Here is a 17,435-nt window from a genome sequence, read left to right on the forward strand (position 1 = left end):
GGGGCTCCGGTTCAGGTCGGGCTGCCGCTGGCTTGCCAGCGCGCCAGCCAGGATTGGTAGAAGGCCAACTCCGGCGCCACCGCGCCGGCGATGCCGCAGACGGCGCCGGCGAAGTCGTTGGCGCGCGCCAGCGTCAGCGCCAGCGGCCAGTCCTGCGCGCGGCCGTACAAGAACACGGCGGCGAAGGCGTCGCCGGCGCCGACCGTGTCGACCAGCGGCGGCGGTGTCGCGCTGCCCGGGCTGAGTTCGACGCCGCCGTCGGCGCCGAACCAGGCCGCGCCGCGCGGGCCGAGCGTGACGATCAGCCCCTCCAGCGCGAAGATGCGGATCAACATGGCGCAGGCGGCGCGCAGCGCGGGGGAATCGATCGAGTCGGTGCCCGGGCTGGTGTGGGTGTACCAGTTGAACAGGTCCTTCAGCTCCTCCTCGTTGACCTTGACGATGTCGGCCTGGCGCAGCGACTCGTAGACGCAGCGCTCGGTCACCTGCCCTTCGCGCACGTTCAGGTCGAGGAAGCGCTTGGCCGGGGTGGTCGCCAGCAGCGCCTGCAGGCTGGCGTAGGAGGTCGGCCGGCGCTGCGCCAGCGTGCCGAAGTACAGCATGGCCGGCGCCGTCGCGCACAGCGCCGCCAGCGCCGGGCCGGGCTCGATGTGGTCGTAGGCCTGGTCGGGCAGGATGATGAAGCGGTGGCCGCCGCCGCCGGCTTCGCGCTCGACGACGACGCGGCCGGTCGGCTCGCTCAGGTCGCTCTGCACGCCGTCGACACGCATGCCGAAGCGTTCGAACTCGGCCAGCACCTTGGCGCCGTTGCCGTCGCGGCCGATGCGGGTGATCATCAGCGGCGCCATGCCGAAGGCGGCCAGGTTGCGCGCCAGGTTGAAGGGTGCGCCGCCGACCACCTGCTCGGTGCCGAAGTCGTCGACCAGGGCCTCGCCGAATACCGCGATGGAGTGCTGTGGGTTCATGCCGTGGTTCCTTGCGTTGCCGCCATGGAGGGGATCTGCGGGGACACTGCGTCGTCAGTGCGGGCCAGCCATAGCATGCCATACGGCTCCAGCGTGACACTCGATTCAATGACGCGATCGTCCTGCAGTACCGTCCAGCGGCCGTCCAGCGCCATGCCGCGCGGCTGCGCGGAGAAATTGAACAGTGCCAGGAAGCGCGCGCCGCGCGCCAGCGCCAGCAGCGCCGGGTCGCCGCTGCGCTGCTGCGCCAGCGGCGCGCCGGCCGCCAGCTCGGGCAGGCGCCGGCGCAGCCGCACCAGTTGGCGCAGCGCGGCGTAGACCTGGCCCGCCTCGCTGTGCGGATCGTCGCGGCCGGCCCAGCGTTGCAGGTCGAACTCGGGCCGCTGCAGCCAGCGGCTGTCCATCGCGTGCTGCGGCCGCGTGGTGTAGCTGTAGTCGTTTTGCTGCGCCAGCTCGTCGCCCATGTACAGCACCGGCAGCGCGCCGAAGCTCAGCGCCAGGCCGTGCAGCAGCAGCAGGCGGCGCCGCGCGGCGGCGCGTTGCTCGGCGTCGCGCGCCGTCTCCAACCCGGCCAGCGAGGCGGCCATGCCGTTGCTGCCGTGCGCCGCGTGCGGGTCGCTGCTCTGGAAGGCGGCGCCGGCCGCGTAGCTGCCGTCGGCGCCGCTGAAGAAGCGGGCGATGCGCGCCAGCCGCGCCGCCGCCGCAGTCGGATCGTCGGCCGCGCCGGCCTCGTCGCGCAGCACGTTCCAGCCGATGTCGTCGTGGCAGCGCACGTAGCTGAGCCAGCTGGCGGCCGGCGGCAGCGCCGGCGTGGCGGCGATCACTTGGCGCAGCAGGCCGGCGTCCTGCTCGGCCAGCGCGGCCCAGCCGGCCGCCATCAGGCTGCTGTGGTAGGCGATGTGGCATTCCGGCGCGGCCGCGCTACCGAAGTAGGCCGGCAGCTGGCGCGTCGGCACGATCGCCTCGGCCTTCAGCAGCACGCCCGGCGCGGCGATGGCCACCACGGCGCGCAGCGCCTGCAGCAGCGCGTGCGCCTCCGGCTGGTTCATGCAATTGGTCCCCTCGCGCTTCCACAGGAAGGCGGTGGAGTCGAGGCGGAACACCTCGATGCCGCGATTGGCCAGCCGTAGCAGGGCCGCCGCCATCTCGGCGAACACCGCCGGGTTGGCGTAGTTCAGGTCCCACTGGTAGGGGTAGAAGGTGGTCCAGACCCAGCCGCCGAGTTCCTCGACGTGGCTGAAGTTGCCCGGCGCCGCCTGCGGAAACACCTGGCCCAAGGTCTGCTCGTAGCGGTCCGGCAGCGCGCGGTCGGGGAAGACGTGGAACATCGCGCGCAACGCCGGGTCGCCGGCGCGCGCGCCCTGCGCCCAGGCGTGGTCGTCGGCGACGTGGTTGAGGATGAAGTCGGAGCACAGGCTGATGCCGGCGCCGCGCAGCCGCGCGGTCAGCGCCTCCAGGTCGGCGTTGCTGCCCAGCGCGGGGTCGACCTGGTCGAAGTTGGCGACGGCGAAGCCGCCGTCGTTCTCGCCGGCGCGCGGGCGCAGGAAGGGCAGCAGGTGCAGATAGCTGACGCCCAGCTCCTGCAAATGGGCGATGCGCTCGCCGACGCCGTTCAGCGTGCCGCCGAAGCGCTGCACATAGGCGCAATAGCCGAGCATCTGCTGGCCGAGGAACCAGTCCGGTTGCGCCGCGCGCAGCGCGTCCTGTTGGTGCAGCGCCGCCGGCCGCGCCGCGTGCAGGCGGCCGATATTTTCCATCAGCTCGCCCAGCCAGGGCAGGAAGTCGGCGCGTTCGCCGTACAGGCCGGCCAAGCGCTGGCGCAGCACCGGCTCGGCGCCGGCCAGGCGTTGTGCCGCCACCGCGCGCAGGGGTTCGGGCAGCACGGCCAGCATGCGTTCAACAGGGGTTGGGGTTGTGGTCATTGGGGGCGTCGTAATGCAAAGTGAAGTCAGTGGCGCGGAAATGCAGGGTCAGACCCTTGGGTCTGACCCTTGCTGCGTTGGCTAGTCGGGTCGTGGCAAGAATCGAAACGCCGGTAGGGTCAGACCCGAGGGTCTGACCCGGTGGCTCGTCAGAAGGCGTAGCTCAGGCTGAGCTTGACGGCGCGGCCGGTGATCGAGCGGGCGGCGTGGCCGTCGCCCTCGACCTCGGTGTAGCCGATCTTGTCGAACAGGTTGTTGGCGGTCAGCGACAACAGTGCCTTGGCGTTCAACTGGTAGTTGAGGAAGGCGTTGACCACTTGGTAGGCCGGCATGTTGATGGTGTGGGCGTCGTCGGCCCAGGACTTGCCGGTGCCGACGATGCTGGCGCCGAAGGTGGCGTCGTTCCAGGTGTAGCTTGGCGCGATCTGGTAGACCACCTTGGCTTGGCGCCGTGGGGTGTTGCCGATCACCGCCACGTCGCCCGGCGCGGTGCCGGTGATCTTGGCCTTGGTGTAGGTCAGGCCGCCGTTGACGCGGAAGTCGCCGGCGCTGTAGGCCGCCTCCAGCTCGATACCCTTGGCGTCGTACTTGTTGGAGGTGCTGCGCTGGGTGGTGGCCTCGTAGTTGCTCTCGTCGGTCTTGGCTTGGAACAGCGTGGCGAAGGTGCTGACGCCACCGCTGCGCCACTTCACGCCGCCCTCGATCTGCTTGACCGTGTTGATGTTGATCGGCGCGCTGCCGTCGAGCGGGGTGCCGAACAGGATGCGGTCGGCGTTGAAGGCGACCCCGTCGCTGACGCGGGCGAACACGGCCAAGTTGCGGTCGATCTTGTAGTTGCCGCCGACCGAGTAGGAGTTGTGGTTCATCTCGTAGTCGACCAACTGCTGGGTGGCCGGGTCGTAGCGCAGGCCGCCGGTGGCGATGTTGGCGGTGCCGCTGGCGCGCTGGCGGTCCTGGCGCACGCTGGCGTCCAGGTTCAGCGCGCCCTGCTCCCAGGCCAGCGCCAGATACGGCGAGGTCAGCTTGTATTCCATGTCGACGGCGCGCGAGCAGCAGCCGCCGAAGGCCGGGCCGACCAGGCCGGGCGTGGCGCTGGCCGTTTGCAGCAGGGCCGGCTTGTCACCGCTGGCCTGCATCAGGTACTCGTTGAAGTTCCAGGTCAGGCCCAGTTTTTGGATCGACGAGTACAGGCCGGCGGTGGTGGTCAGCTTGGCGCCGTCGGCCAGGGCGAAGGTCTTGGCCAGCTTGGCGTCGTTGAGCGTGTTGCCGGCGTCGTCGATCGAGGTGTTGAACACCACGGCGGAGAAGGCGCGGCCGTTGTAGGCCTGGCCCTTGTTCGGCCCGGTGGCGAACACGTAGTTGCCCAGCGTGCCGTTGTTGGCGGCGAAGACGCCGGCGAAGCGGCCGCTGTTGCTGGCCTTGCGGAACTTGTCGCTCAGCGTCCAGCCCGAACCGAGGTCGAACGAAGCCTCCAGGCCGACGGCGTCGCTCTTCACCGACAAACCGTCGTTGACGTTGGTCGAGACGTGGTTGTTGTTCTTGTCGAGCACCACGTCGCGCACCCAGTGCGGCGAGTAGAAGGTGACCTTGCGCGGGTCGATGCCGGCGATCTCGCGCACCTCGCGGTTGACCACCTGCACCGGCACCGGCAGCGCGCTGGGCGACTTGTCGTCGAGGTGTTTGAAGGACAGGCGGATGAAGCCGTTGTCGAGCTCGTGCGTGATGTTGCCGCGGATCTGGCCGCCGTCCGCGCTCGACAGGCCGGTCTTGCGGATGCCCTCGCCGCTGCGGTAGTGGCCGCCGATGAAGAAGCGGGTCTTGTCGGAGATCGGCGCGCCGTAGTCGAAGTCGTAGCGCGTCTCGTCGTAGCCCAGGCCGCGGCTGATGCCGATGTGGCCGCCCCGCTCCGCGCCGGTCTTGCTGATGAAGTTGACGATGCCGCCCGGCGAGTTGCTGGCCAGGGTGGAGGCGGAGCCGCCGCGCACCACTTCCAGATGGTCGAGGCTGCCGTCGATCTTGACGTAGCTGTCCGGCGTGATGAAGTTGAAGTCGCCCGACTGCAGCACCGGCAGGCCGTCCTCCTGCAGCTGCACATAGCGCGAGCCGCCGGCCGAGATCGGCACGCCGCGCACGGTGATGTTGGCGTTGCCCTCGCCGCCCGAGGACTCCGAGCGCAGGCCCGGCACCGAGCGCAGCACCTCGGCGGCGCTGGTCGGCGCGCCCTGCTGGATGGCGTCCAGCTCCATCGTGCTGACCGAGACGCTGGATTTCATCTTCGACGAGCCGCCGGTGGTGCCGGTGACCACCACCCGCTCCAGGTTCAGACCGTCGGTCTTGTTGTCGCCGGCGGCGCCGGCCTGCTGGGCGTGGGCGGCGCCCATCTGCAGAACGGCCAGTGCGACGGCGGCGGCGATGCCGCTCAGTTTGACGTTACGTGTATCCATAGTCTCCTCCAAGTGTGTGGTGCGCCGCATCGGGGCGGCTGTCAGGGACCCAAGGCATCGATCCGGATTCTTGGCGCCGGTTGCCGATTGCTTGAGCAGGTGCGCCATTATTCCTCGAAATTGAATTCTTTGCAATCGATTGCATTAACGCGCCGCAGCATGCATTACTTACACAGCCACAAAGGGCACTTCATAGGAGTAATGCCGTCGATACGACTTTAAAGTTGCCTAATGGAACACTTAATGCTGCGTCGCAGCACAAAAAGTGTGGTATCGGATGAGGATTTATTGCAAACGGTTGCAATTGGTCGGCGCGGGGCGCGGGCGCGCCCCGCCCTCAGGCGGTGCTGCTGGCGCGCACGACCAATTCGGTCGCCAGCTGCTGCGACGGCGCCGGGCGGCCGTCGACCAGCGCCAGCAGGGCCGCCACCAGCGCGCGGCCGGCCGCCGGGATGGCCTGGCGCACCGTGCTCAACGGCGGATGGAAATAGCTGGCCAGCTCGATGTCGTCGTAGCCGACCACCGCCACCCGCTGCGGCACGGCGACGCCGTCCTGGCGCAGGGTGTTGATGGCGGTCATCGCCAGCAGGTCGCTGCAGGCGAAGATGGCGTCGTACTCGGCGTGGCGGGCGGCCAGCTCGCGCACGCCCAGCCCGCCGCCCTCGGGCAGGAAGGAGACCGCCACGCACAGCGCCGGATCGGCGCCGATGCCGGCCTCGGCCAGCGCGGCGCAATAGCCGGCGTGGCGCTGCGCCACCTCGGGTAGGGCGATGTCGCCGAGGAAGGCGATGCGGCGCCGGCCCTGCGCCAGCAGGTGGGCGGTGGCCAGGCGGCCGCCGGCCAGGTTGTCGCCGCCGATGGTGCAGTACAGCTGCTGCGGCAGCTGGGCGCCCCACACCACGATGGGCACGTGGCGCGCCGCCAGTTGGTTGAGCTGCTCGTGGTGGCGCCATTGGCCGATCAGCACCACGCCGATCACCCGGCCGCTGTCGAAGGGCGCGGCGGCGGCGTCGAGTTGCTCGGCGTCGACCCGGGTCACCAGCATGTCGAAGCCCTGCTCGGTGAGCGCGTCGGCCAGACTGCCCAGCATGCCGAGGAAGAAGGGGTCGGACAGGTGTTGCCGCGTGCCCGAGTCGTAGGGCACCACCACGCCGACGGTGCGGTTCTGCTTGAGCCGCAGGTTCTGCGCGCCGATGTTGATCGAATACTTGAGCGAGCGCGCCAGCTCCATGATGCGGCTGCGCGTCTCGTCGTTGACCAGCTTGCTGCCGCTCAGCGCGCGCGACACGGTCGAGGTGGACACCCCGGCCAGCCGGGCGATGTCGGCCATCTGCAGGCGTTGCTGCTGTTGGCCGCTGGGGCCGTCCGCCTCGGCGGGTGGGACGGCGCCGGCGGCGCTTGGCGGCGGGGTTTTGGACATCTTGCGCTTCCTAAGAAAAACGCCGCCGGAACGATCCGGCGGCGCGTCTGCCGCGACCTACTGCGGCACCGTGTCCTTGAAGGACGGCCGCTCCGACAGCTTGTCGAACAGCTTGGCCAGGTTGGGGTGGTCGTCGCGCCACAGGATCTCGGGGAAGCGGAAGCTCAGCCAGCCCAGCGCGCAGCCGACGGCGACGTCGGCCAGCGTGTAGTGGTTGCCGGCGCAGAAGGGCGACTCGCCCAGCCGCTGCGCCATCGAGCTCAGGCCCAGCGCCACCTTGCCCATCTGCCGCTCGACCCAGGCCTCGCTCTGCAGCTCGGCCGGGCGCTGGGTGCGCTCCAGGCGCACCAGGATGGCGGCGTCGAGCACGCCGTCGGCCAGCGCCTCCCAGCACTTGACGTCGGCGCGGTCGCGTCCGTTCGGCGGCAACAGCTTGCACACCGGCGTCAGCGTGTCGAGGTACTCGACCATCACGCGCGAGTCGATCATGCTGCTGCCGTCCTCCATGATCAGGCAGGGCACCTTGCCCAGCGGGTTGACGGTCTGGATGCTGGTGTCCGCCGCCCACACGTTTTCCAGTTCGAACTGGCAGTCGAGCTTCTTTTCCGCCAACACGACGCGCACTTTGCGCACGTAGGGGCTGGCGAGGGAACCGATTAGTTTCATAGATGCTTTTAGTAGAAGATTAAGTAGCAGTATAGCATCGGCGCCCCGGCTAGGAGCACAGGCCGAAGGCGCCGCGCTGGGCGAAGCGGCGCAGGGTCAGCGTGCGCATCGGATAACGCACGCCGCCCACCGTCATGGCCGGCGGCGTCAGGTCGAAGCGCTCGGGCAGCGGGCCGGCGAAGCGCAGCGGAAAACGGTAGATGACGTCGGCGCCGTAGGCCTCGCCCAGCAGCCGTGGCGGCAGGCCGGGCAGCACGATCGGGCCGTCCTTGCCGACCGGCGGGATCAGCCGCTCGACCTGGCCGATGCGGCCGCTGGCGATGGCGGCGCCGTGCGGCACGGTCAGCTCGAAGCCGGTGCGCTCCAGGTCGGCGCGGCTGTTGGCCGGCAGGAAATAGGCCAGCACCAGCTCGATGCCGCCGTCCTCCAGCGTGCGTGGCGCGGCGACGTTCAGGTGGATGCTGTCGGCCACGGCCAGGCTGGCGCTGTCCTGCCACTGCGCGCAGCCGGCGCTGATGGACGGGTAGGGCGGCGCCGGCGGCGGCGCCTCGGAGCAGGCGGCCAGCAGGCACAGGGCCAGCGGCGGGCAAAACAACAGGGCGGCGGATGGGCGCATGGGCAAGGCTTCCAGTCGAAAGGCGGGCCGGCGCGGGCGCGCCGGCCGGAATGGCGCGACGATAGCGCACGGGGCGCTTCCGCGCAAGCGGGCCGCCGCCGGCGCGGCGCCGGCGCCACGCCAAACCACGCCGCCGCCGGGCCGCGCGCCGGCCGGTGGTAAAATCGCGTCTTGCCCGATTGCGTGGCCGGCGCCCCGCCGCCCCGGCCCACGCCGCATCGTCAACCAGTTTTCTTAACCTGCGTCCCCGTCCCCATGACTACTACTCCCTATTCCACGCTGTCGGCCCTGTCCCCCCTCGACGGCCGCTACGCGAGCAAGACCGACAAGCTGCGCCCCATCCTGTCCGAAGCCGGTTTCATGCACCACCGCGTCAAGGTCGAGATTTCCTGGTTGCAAGCCCTGTCGCTGGCCGGCTTCGCCGAGATCCAGCCCTTCTCGCCCGACGGCAGCGCCCTGCTCGACAAGATCGCCAGCGGCTTCACCGAGGCCGACGCGGCCCGCATCAAGGAAATCGAAGCGGTCACCAACCACGACGTCAAGGCCGTCGAGTACTGGCTCAAGGAACAGGTCAAGGACGTGCCGGAGCTGGTCGCCGCCTCCGAGTTCATCCACTTCGCCTGCACCTCCGAGGACATCAACAACACCTCGCACGGCATGATGCTCAAGGCCGCCCGCGACGGCGTCATGCTGCCGGCCCTGCAAGGCCTGGTCGCCCGCCTGACCGAGATCGCCCACGCCAACGCCGACGTGCCGATGCTCTCGCGCACCCACGGCCAGACCGCCAGCCCGACCACCCTGGGCAAGGAGATGGCCAACGTGGTCGCCCGCCTGCAGCGCGCCGTCAAGCGCATCGCCGCCGTCGAGATCCTCGGCAAGATGAACGGCGCCGTCGGCAACTACAACGCCCACCTGTCGGCCTACCCCGACTTCGACTGGCCGAACTTCTCGAAGAACGTCATCGAGCAGCGCCTGGGCCTGGTGTTCAACCCCTACACCATCCAGATCGAGCCGCACGACTACATGGCCGAGCTGTTCGACGCCTTCGCCCGCGCCAACACCATCCTGCTCGACCTGAACCGCGACATCTGGACCTACGTCTCGCTCGGCTTCTTCAAACAGAAGACCAAGGCCGGCGAGATCGGCTCGTCGACCATGCCGCACAAGGTCAACCCGATCGACTTCGAGAACTCCGAGGGCAACCTGGGCCTGGCCAACGCCGTGCTCAAGCACCTGTCCGAGAAGCTGCCGGTGTCGCGCATGCAGCGCGACCTGACCGACTCGACCGTGCTGCGCAACATCGGCGTCGGCTTCGGCTACACCCTGCTGGCCTACGACAGCTGCCTGCGCGGCCTCAACAAGCTGGAGGTCAACCACGCCCGCCTGGCGCTGGACCTCGACTCCAACTGGGAAGTGCTGGCCGAGCCGGTGCAGACCGTGATGCGCCGCTACGGCATCGAGAACCCCTACGAGCAGCTGAAGGAACTGACGCGCGGCAAGGGCATCTCGAAGGACGCGCTGCGCGAGTTCATCACCGGCCTGGCCATTCCGCAGGACGCCAAGGAGCTGCTGCTGGCGATGACGCCGGCCAACTACATCGGCATCGCCGCCCAGCTCGCCCACGCGATCTAAACTCCGCTTGACCGCCGGCCGGACCTGGGGCACCCTGCTCCAGCGTCCTGCCGGCCGGCAACACGTCGAATTCGTTCGCGCCAGCACACATCGCATTTCTTTGGTATATTAGTCCTAACACGTACTATTATTGAAGGAGTTGCCGATGCAACGCTACACCAAGACCGCGATGCTCATCCACTGGTTGACCGCGCTGCTGATCATCGCCGCCTTCTTTCTCGGGCTGACGATGACCGAGATCCACGGCATCACCCCCACCAAGCTGAAATACTATTCCTGGCACAAATGGCTGGGCGTCACCGTGCTGCTGCTGGCCGTGCTGCGCGTGCTATGGCGCCGCGCCAACCGGCCGCCGCCGCACCCGCTCGGCATGCCGGCCTGGCAGGCCATGGCGGCCGACGCCACCCACCTGCTGCTGTACCTGCTGATCTTCGCCGTGCCCCTGTCCGGCTACCTGTACTCGTCGTCCGCCGGCGTGCCGGTGGTCTACCTGGGCCTGATCCCGCTGCCCACCCTGATCGAGGCCAACGCCGAGCTTAAGCCGATCTTAAAAACCGTCCATTATGTTCTCACCATGGGCATGGCGGCCGCCGTCGTCGGCCACGTGCTGGCGGCGCTCAAGCACCAGTTCATCGACCGCGACGGCGTGCTGCGCCGCATGCTGCCCTAACCCCTTATCCCCGGAGCCACCCACATGAAGAAAATCGTCCTCGCCACCCTGCTCGGCGTCTCCCTGGCCGCCGGCGCCGCCACCCTGCTCAAGGCCGACCCGGCCAAGACCAGCGTGTCGGCCGTGTTCAAGCAAATGAACGTGCCGGTCGAATCGAAGTTCAAGAAATACAGCATCGCCATCGACTACAACGCCGCCACGCCGGACGCCGCCAAGGCCAGCGTCGAGATCGACACCGCCAGCCTCGACCTGGGCGACGCCGACATGAACAAGGAAGTGGCGAAGAAGGACTGGTTCAACTCGGCCGCCTTCCCCAAGGCCAGCTTCGTCTCGACCAGCATCAAGAGCGCCGGCGCCGGCAAGCTCAACGTGACGGGCAAGCTGACCATCAAGGGCAAGAGCGCCGACGTCAGCTTCCCGCTCAGCGTCAAGGCCGACGGCGCCAAGCAGGTGTTCGAGGGCGCGCTGCCGATCAAGCGGCTGGCCTTCAACGTCGGCGAAGGCGAATGGAAGGACACCGGCATGGTCGCCGACGAGGTGACCATCAAGTTCCACGTCGTCGCCGGCCAGTAATTCCCGCCCGCACACCCCGCACCACCCACCGCAACTTGTAACGATAACGGAGACACGATGCATTTCAAGTTCCTCACCGCCGCCCTGCTCGCCGCATGCGCCGGCTCGGCCTTCGCCGACACCTACAACATCGACCCGAGCCACACCTATCCTAGCTTCGAGGCCGACCACATGGGCCTGTCGGTCTGGCGCGGCAAGTTCGACAAGACCAGCGGCACCGTCTCGCTCGACCGCGCCGCCAAAACCGGCACGCTCGACATCAGCATCGACGCCGCCTCGATCGACTTCGGCTTCGACAAGATGAACAGCCACGCCAAGTCGGCCGAGATGTTCAACGTCGAGAAGTTCCCCACCGTCAGCTACAAGAGCAAGTCGCTCAAGTTCGACGGCGACAAGCTGGTCTCGGTCGACGGCGAACTGACCATGCTCGGCGTGACCAAGCCGGTCACGCTGACCGTCAACAAGTTCAAGTGCATCATGCACCCGCGCCTGAAGCGCGAAGTGTGCGGCGCCAACGCCATCGCCGAGTTCAAGCGCACCGACTTCGGCCTGAACTACGCCACCCCGGCCTTCGCGCCCGAGGTCAAGCTGGCCATCCAGGTCGAGGCGATCAAGGCCGACTAAGCCAACGCCCAGCCCGCCGCGCCCGGCCCCGCGCCGGCGCCCGCCGCCCCCGCCGTCCGGCCCACCGGATCGCGGGGGCGGTTTCATTTGGCGCTAGGCTCTGCGGTGTAGCATCGCCGCCGCCGGCCCATTGCCATTTCAGCAAGCAAAATCCGGTTGACGAATACGTCAAGCGTGGGGATACTCTCGGTCGCTGCGCCGTGCCCTGCCACGGCGGGCATTTCCATTGCCCAAATACAACACTCCGATGAAAAAATCCCTGATCGCGCTCGCCATCCTGAGCACCGCCGCCCACGCCGACGAAGGCATGTGGATGCCGCAACAGCTGCCACAAGTGGCCAAGCAACTCAAGGCCGCCGGCCTCAAGCTCGACCCCGCCACCCTGACCAAGCTGACCGAGTTCCCGATGGGCGCCATCGTCAGCCTGGGCGGCTGCTCGGCCTCCTTCGTCTCGCCGCAGGGCCTGGTTGCCACCAACCACCACTGCGTCTACAACAGCGTGGCGCACAACTCCACGCCCGAGCGCGACCTGCTGGCCAACGGCTTCCTGGCGCACAGCCTGGGCGAGGAACTGCCGGCCGCGCCGGGTAGCCGCGTCTACGTCACCAAGGCCGTCACCAACGTCAGCGGCAAGATCGTCAGCGCCGACGTCGCCAAGCTGAGCGGCAAGAAGCGCAGCGACGCGATCGAACAGAACCAGAAGAAGCTGGTGGCCGACTGCGAGCAGGACGCCGGCCACCGCTGCACCGTGTCGGCCTACTACGGCGGCCTGGAGTTCTACCTGATCAAGCAACTGGAAATCCGCGACGTGCGCCTGGTGCACGCGCCACCGGCCGGCGTCGGCAAGTTCGGCGGCGACACCGACAACTGGATGTGGCCGCGCCACACCGGCGACTACGGCTTCTACCGCGCCTACGTCAGCAAGGACGGCAAGGCCGCCGACTTCAGCAAGGACAACGTACCCTACCTGCCGCAGCACGTGCTCAAGCTGGCCAAGGAAGGCGTCAAGGAGGGCGACTTCGTCATGGCGCTGGGCTACCCCGGCCGCACCAACCGCCACCGCCTGCCGTCCGAGGTGGCCTTCACCTTCGGCTGGAACTACCCGGCCTACGTCAAGATGTCCGGCGAGAACCTGGCGATCATCGCCCGCGAAACGGCCGACAACAAGGACACGGCGCTGAAATACGCCGCCCAGGTCGCCAGCACCAACAACTACTACAAGAACCGCCAAGGCATGCTGGACTCCTACGCCGGCAGCGACATCCTGGCGCGCAAAACCGCCCAGCATGAAGAGCTGAAGGCCTGGGTCAACGCCAACGCCGCGCGCAAGGCCGAGTACGCCGCCGACATCGAACGCATCGAGCAACTGATCGCCCAGCGCGACAGCGACACCAAGCGCGACTTCTTCCTCGGCTACAGCAAGCCGCGCCTGCTCAACACCGCGCGCACCCTGTACCGCCTGGCCAACGAGACGGCCAAGCCGGACGCCGAGCGCAAGGCCGGCTTCCAGGACCGCGACCTGCCGCGCATCAAGGCCAGTGTCGCCGCGCTGGTGCGCAACTACGACGAAAAGGTCGACCAGGCCCTGGTCATGCACTCGCTGAGCAAGTACGCCGCCCAGCCCAAGGCCCAGCGCAACGCCGCCTTCGACGCCGTCGTCGGCATCCAGGACGGCATGAGCGCCGAACAGCTGAAAACCGCGCTGACCACCCTGTACGCCGGCAGCAAGCTGGGCGACAAGGCCGAGCGCGCCGCCTGGCTGGAACGCAAGCCGGCCGACTTCCTGGCCAGCAATGACAGCTTCATCAAGGCCGCCGTCGCCATGTCGCCGGCCGACCTGAAGGAAGAGGCCGAGGACGAGGAACTGGGCGGCAACATCCAGCAAGCCTACGCCAACTACATGAAGGCCAAGATCGCCTTCATGAACAGCCGCGGCCAGGCCGTCTACCCGGACGCCAACGGCACCCTGCGCGTCACCTTCGGCAACATCGCCGGCCGCGACCACGGCGCCGACGGCACCACCTGGAGCGCCTTCACCACCGTCAACGGCGTGCTGGCCAAGGCCACCGGCAAGGGCGAGTTCAACGCCCCGGCGGCGCAGCTGGCGGCGATCAAGGCCAAGGACTTCGGCAAGTATGTCGATAGCAAGCTGAAGACCGTGCCGGTCGACTTCCTGGCCACGCTCGACATCACCGGCGGCAACTCCGGTTCGGCCGCGCTGAACGCCAAGGGCGAGTTCATCGGCCTGGCCTTCGACGGCACCCTCGATTCGATCATCTCGGACTGGGACTACAACAAGGCCAACACGCGCGACATCCAGGTCGACCTGCGCTACATGCTGTGGAACATGAAACACGTCGACCACGCCGACAACTTGCTCAAGGAGATGGGCGCCAACTAAGCGGCCCCCTCGCCCGAACCGAAAACCACGCCCCGGCAACGCGGCGTGGTTTTTTTACGCCCCGGCAAACATCGCTGCCGACGCGCAAGACCGCCGCCGACGCGTGCGCTAACGTCCGCCGCCGGCGCGGCAAAATGGGCTACATTGAGAGAAGTGCAAGCCCGATCAATCGTCTTGAAGGGAACAAACATGTCCGTGAAAAAAATCGCCGTGCTGGTCGGCAGTCTGCGCAAGGATTCCTACACCCGCAAGGTGGCCCAGGCGCTGACCGCGCTGTTGCCGCCGACGCTGAGCGTCGAGTTCGTCGACATCGGCGCGCTGGCCCTGTACAACCAGGACCTGGAGGAGCACGGCGCCACCGCGCCGGCCGCCTGGAGCGCCTTCCGCCAGCAGGTCGCCGCCTGCGACGGCCTGCTGTTCTTCACGCCCGAATACAACCGCTCGGTGCCGGCGGCGTTGAAGAACGCCATCGACGTCGGCTCGCGCCCGTACGGCGCCAGCGTGTGGGGCGGCAAGCCGGGCGCCATCGTCAGTGTCTCGCCGGGCGCGGTCGGCGGCTTCGGCGCCAACCACCACCTGCGCCAGTCGATGGTCTTCCTCGACGTGCCGCTGCTGCAACAACCGGAGGCCTATATCGGCGGCGCCGCCAAGCTGTTCGGCGACGACGGCAAGCTGGCCAACGCGTCGACCGGCGAGTTCCTGCAAAAATTCGCCACCACCTTCGCCGCTTGGGTCGAGACCAACGCCAAGAAAACCTGAGTCGAGCACTGCAACCCCCAAGCCACACCAGGGTCAGACCCCATTCGGGGTCTGCCCCTATGACGCAACCGCCGGTGGGCCGGATTAGCGCCTTAAGGGGGTGAAGGCGTAGCGGGCGCCGGGCAGCAGTTGCAGGCTGGCACCACCGGCGTCGTCCTGCAGGGTCGCCAGGATGGGCGCGTCGTCGGCCTGCAGCAGGGCCAGCTGGGCGCCGGGGAAGCGCTGCGGCAGCTCGGCCACGTCCTCGGCCGCCATCGCCTCGCCGCTCACATAGATGCGGTAGAACTTGCGGCCGCTGGAAAAGTCCAGCATGAAGCCGCCGCGCAACTCGGCCGTCCGGCGCCCCGGCATCGCCGTCAGCCGCAGCGCCACCTTGCCCTTGCGCAGCTCCAGCGCCTGCCACAGCGGCAGCGCCCGCACGCCGGCGACGCCGGCTTGGCGCAGCCGCGCGGCGGCTGCCTCGGCCGCCACGATATCGGCCCGGCCGCCAGCGCCGCCGCCCGCGACCGCGCCGGCGCGCCGCGCCAGCCCGTCCAGCCAATCGAGCTGGGCCTGCTCGACCTGGGGCAGCACGATCAGGTCGACGCCCTCGGCGGGCGCCGCCGGCATTGCCGCCGGAAACTTCACGTTGCCTGCCAATACCGTCATGCCGAAGAAGCGGATCAAGGCCGTGCCGTCCGGCTGCACCACCACGCTGCCGGGCCCGGCCGGCGCCACCGTGACGGCCGGCAGCAGGCGCATGGCGGGCGGCGCCGCCATGTGGCGCTGCGCCTCGCTGGCCAGTTCGCGCAGCACGGCCATCAGCAACAGCGCGCCCATCAGCAGCAACGCCAGCGCCGCGCTCCAATGCTTGTACATGATCGCCTCCCGCCCCGACAGACCCGAAACACCATCAATAGCAGCGATACGGCCGGCTCCGTTTGCGCCAACGCAAGCGCCCGGCGGGCGCTCAAAAATGCGGCACGGATGTTACAATTCCTCCCCCGGCACCGTGCTTATCCAGTGCGCGTTTCCTCCCCATTCATCCCTCTGAGATCCAGACCGCCATGCATGACATGCTCACGCCTTACGAAAAAGGCAATCACAACCAGACCACCCTGTGGAGCGAGTGCATCGCCTTCTACCAGGAGCTGGCCAAGCGCTTCCCGAAGATCCTGAAATTCGAACAGATCGGCGTGTCCGACGGCGGTGTAGCCGTGCATGCCGGCGTGGTCAGCGCCGACGGCGTGTTCGACCGCGAGCAGATCAAGGCCGCCGGCCGCCCCGTCTTCTTCAACAACAACGGCATCCACCCCGGCGAGCCCGAGGGCATCGACGCCTGCATGGCCATCGTGCGCGACCTGTGCTTCGAGCCGGCGCGCCTGGCCGCGCTGGGCAAGACGGTGCTGCTGTTCGTGCCGGTCTACAACGTCGACGGCAGCCTGAACCGCGCCAACACCTCGCGCGTCAACCAGGACGGCCCGGAGCAGTTCGGCTTCCGCGGCAACAGCCGCCACCTCGACCTGAACCGCGACTTCGTCAAGTGCGACACGCTCAACGCCAAGCTGTTCAACCAGCTCGTCACCAGCTGGGACCCGGACGTGATGGTCGACACCCATACGTCGAACGGCGCCGACTACCCGTACACCATGACCCTGATCCACACCCAGGCCGACAAGCTGGGCGACGGCCTCGGTCCCTTCCTGCGCCACACCATGCTGCCGCACATCTTCGCGCAGATGGAGGCCAAGGGCTGGCCGACCTGTCCCTACGTCAACCCGGTCAAGGACAGCCCGGACGACGGCATCGCCGAGTTCCTCGAGGTGCCGCGCTTCTCCACCGGCTTCGCCGCCCTGCACCACGTGATCGGCTTCATGCCCGAGACCCACATGCTGAAGCCCTTCGCCGACCGCTACGAGTCGATGCGCGCCCTGCTCGACGTGACCATGGCCTTCACCGTCGCCAACGGCGCGCAGATCCGCCAGCTGCGCGCCGAGGCCAAGGAGCAGGCCAAAACCAAGAGCCACTGGCCGGTCAGCTGGAAGATGGACGAGGCCAATCCGAGCACCTTCCGCTTCAAGGGCTACGCCGCCAAGCGCAGCGCCAGCCTGCTGGGCGACTACCAGCGCCTGTCCTACGACCGCAACCAGCCGTGGGAGCGCGACATCCCCTACTACAGCAATTTCGTCGCCGACGCCGTGGTGCGCACGCCGAAAGCCTATGTGGTGCCGCAGGCCTGGCGCGAGGCCATCGAGCGCCTGCAATGGAACGGCGTCGAGATGACGCGCATCGCCGAGGCCACCACCGTGGACGCGCAGTACTACCACATCGCCGCCGTCGGCTCGCGCCCGCAGGCTTACGAGGGCCATATGTTCCACGACACGGTGGAGCTGGAGGCGCGCCACGGCAGCTTCGTGCTGCAACCTGGCGACTTCTACATTCCGCTGAACCAGGCCAACGCGCGCTACGCCGTCGAAACGCTGGAGCCGCAGGGCCACGACAGCTTCTTCCGCTGGGGCTTCTTCAACAGCGTGCTGGAGAAGAAGGAAGCCTTCTCCGACTACGTCTTCGAGGACCTGGCACTGGAGATGCTGGAGACCGAACCGGAGCTGAAGGCCAAGTTCGAACAATGGAAGACGGCCAACCCGGCGCTGCTGGCCGACCAGGAGCAGGTGCTCGGCTTCATCTTCGAACACGGCAAGCGCCACGCCGAACCGGAATGGCGCCGCTACCCGGTGCTGTCGGTGTTCTAAGCCGACGCCGC

The 17,435-nt window shown here is 68.1% G+C and carries 14 protein-coding genes; 7 read left to right on the forward strand and 7 right to left on the reverse strand.

Features of this window, described 5'->3' with window-relative positions; genetic code table 11:
- Positions 1 to 11: 11 nt before the first annotated feature.
- From BM252_RS18205 to BM252_RS18230, 6 genes are all read right to left on the reverse strand, one after another.
- Positions 12 to 965, reverse strand: a complete 954-nt coding sequence (locus BM252_RS18205; RefSeq protein ID WP_093389089.1) for a PfkB family carbohydrate kinase — start codon at positions 963 to 965, stop codon at positions 12 to 14.
- Positions 962 to 2,887: an alpha-amylase family glycosyl hydrolase gene (locus BM252_RS18210; protein WP_245774324.1), complete on the reverse strand. Its 1,926-nt coding sequence runs from the start codon at positions 2,885 to 2,887 to the stop codon at positions 962 to 964. Before BM252_RS18210 ends, BM252_RS18205 begins: the two co-directional genes overlap by 4 nt.
- Before the next feature lie 149 nt (positions 2,888 to 3,036).
- Positions 3,037 to 5,331, reverse strand: a complete 2,295-nt coding sequence (locus tag BM252_RS18215) for a TonB-dependent receptor (RefSeq protein ID WP_093389091.1) — start codon at positions 5,329 to 5,331, stop codon at positions 3,037 to 3,039.
- Between the two features lie 337 nt (positions 5,332 to 5,668).
- On the reverse strand, positions 5,669 to 6,751 hold the full coding sequence (locus BM252_RS18220) for a LacI family DNA-binding transcriptional regulator (protein ID WP_342742524.1): 1,083 nt from the start codon (positions 6,749 to 6,751) through the stop codon (positions 5,669 to 5,671).
- Positions 6,752 to 6,808: 57 nt separating this feature from the next.
- Positions 6,809 to 7,417 carry a glutathione S-transferase family protein gene (locus tag BM252_RS18225; protein WP_093389092.1) on the reverse strand — a complete coding sequence of 203 codons (609 nt, stop codon included), beginning with the start codon at positions 7,415 to 7,417 and terminating at the stop codon, positions 6,809 to 6,811.
- A gap of 49 nt (positions 7,418 to 7,466) precedes the next feature.
- Positions 7,467 to 8,033 carry a hypothetical protein gene (locus BM252_RS18230; RefSeq protein WP_093389093.1) on the reverse strand — a complete coding sequence of 189 codons (567 nt, stop codon included), beginning with the start codon at positions 8,031 to 8,033 and terminating at the stop codon, positions 7,467 to 7,469.
- Between the two features lie 255 nt (positions 8,034 to 8,288).
- On the opposite strand from BM252_RS18230, the gene purB reads away from it, so the two are divergent.
- From purB to BM252_RS18260, 6 genes are all read left to right on the forward strand, one after another.
- Positions 8,289 to 9,665 (forward strand): adenylosuccinate lyase, encoded by a 1,377-nt coding sequence (gene purB, locus BM252_RS18235; RefSeq protein ID WP_093389094.1) that lies wholly within the window; start codon positions 8,289 to 8,291, stop codon positions 9,663 to 9,665.
- A gap of 145 nt (positions 9,666 to 9,810) precedes the next feature.
- Positions 9,811 to 10,335, forward strand: coding sequence for a cytochrome b (locus BM252_RS18240; protein ID WP_093389095.1), 525 nt, complete (start codon positions 9,811 to 9,813; stop codon positions 10,333 to 10,335).
- A gap of 24 nt (positions 10,336 to 10,359) precedes the next feature.
- Positions 10,360 to 10,908 carry a YceI family protein gene (locus BM252_RS18245; RefSeq protein WP_093389096.1) on the forward strand — a complete coding sequence of 183 codons (549 nt, stop codon included), beginning with the start codon at positions 10,360 to 10,362 and terminating at the stop codon, positions 10,906 to 10,908.
- Positions 10,909 to 10,965: 57 nt separating this feature from the next.
- Positions 10,966 to 11,532 carry a YceI family protein gene (locus BM252_RS18250; RefSeq protein WP_093389097.1) on the forward strand — a complete coding sequence of 189 codons (567 nt, stop codon included), beginning with the start codon at positions 10,966 to 10,968 and terminating at the stop codon, positions 11,530 to 11,532.
- Positions 11,533 to 11,779: 247 nt separating this feature from the next.
- A complete protein-coding gene (locus tag BM252_RS18255) occupies positions 11,780 to 13,933 on the forward strand; it encodes a S46 family peptidase (RefSeq protein ID WP_093389098.1) in 2,154 nt (717 codons plus the stop codon).
- A gap of 189 nt (positions 13,934 to 14,122) precedes the next feature.
- Positions 14,123 to 14,692, forward strand: coding sequence for an NADPH-dependent FMN reductase (locus tag BM252_RS18260; protein ID WP_093389099.1), 570 nt, complete (start codon positions 14,123 to 14,125; stop codon positions 14,690 to 14,692).
- Positions 14,693 to 14,776: 84 nt separating this feature from the next.
- On the opposite strand, the gene BM252_RS18265 is transcribed toward BM252_RS18260, so the two are convergent.
- Positions 14,777 to 15,550 carry an MBL fold metallo-hydrolase gene (locus tag BM252_RS18265; protein WP_093389100.1) on the reverse strand — a complete coding sequence of 258 codons (774 nt, stop codon included), beginning with the start codon at positions 15,548 to 15,550 and terminating at the stop codon, positions 14,777 to 14,779.
- A 188-nt stretch (positions 15,551 to 15,738) separates the two neighbouring features.
- On the opposite strand from BM252_RS18265, the gene BM252_RS18270 reads away from it, so the two are divergent.
- On the forward strand, positions 15,739 to 17,424 hold the full coding sequence (locus BM252_RS18270) for a M14 family zinc carboxypeptidase (protein ID WP_093389101.1): 1,686 nt from the start codon (positions 15,739 to 15,741) through the stop codon (positions 17,422 to 17,424).
- Positions 17,425 to 17,435: the final 11 nt, after the last annotated feature.

The organism is Rugamonas rubra (genome assembly GCF_900114705.1).
In the GTDB taxonomy this organism is placed as follows: domain Bacteria; phylum Pseudomonadota; class Gammaproteobacteria; order Burkholderiales; family Burkholderiaceae_D; genus Rugamonas; species Rugamonas rubra.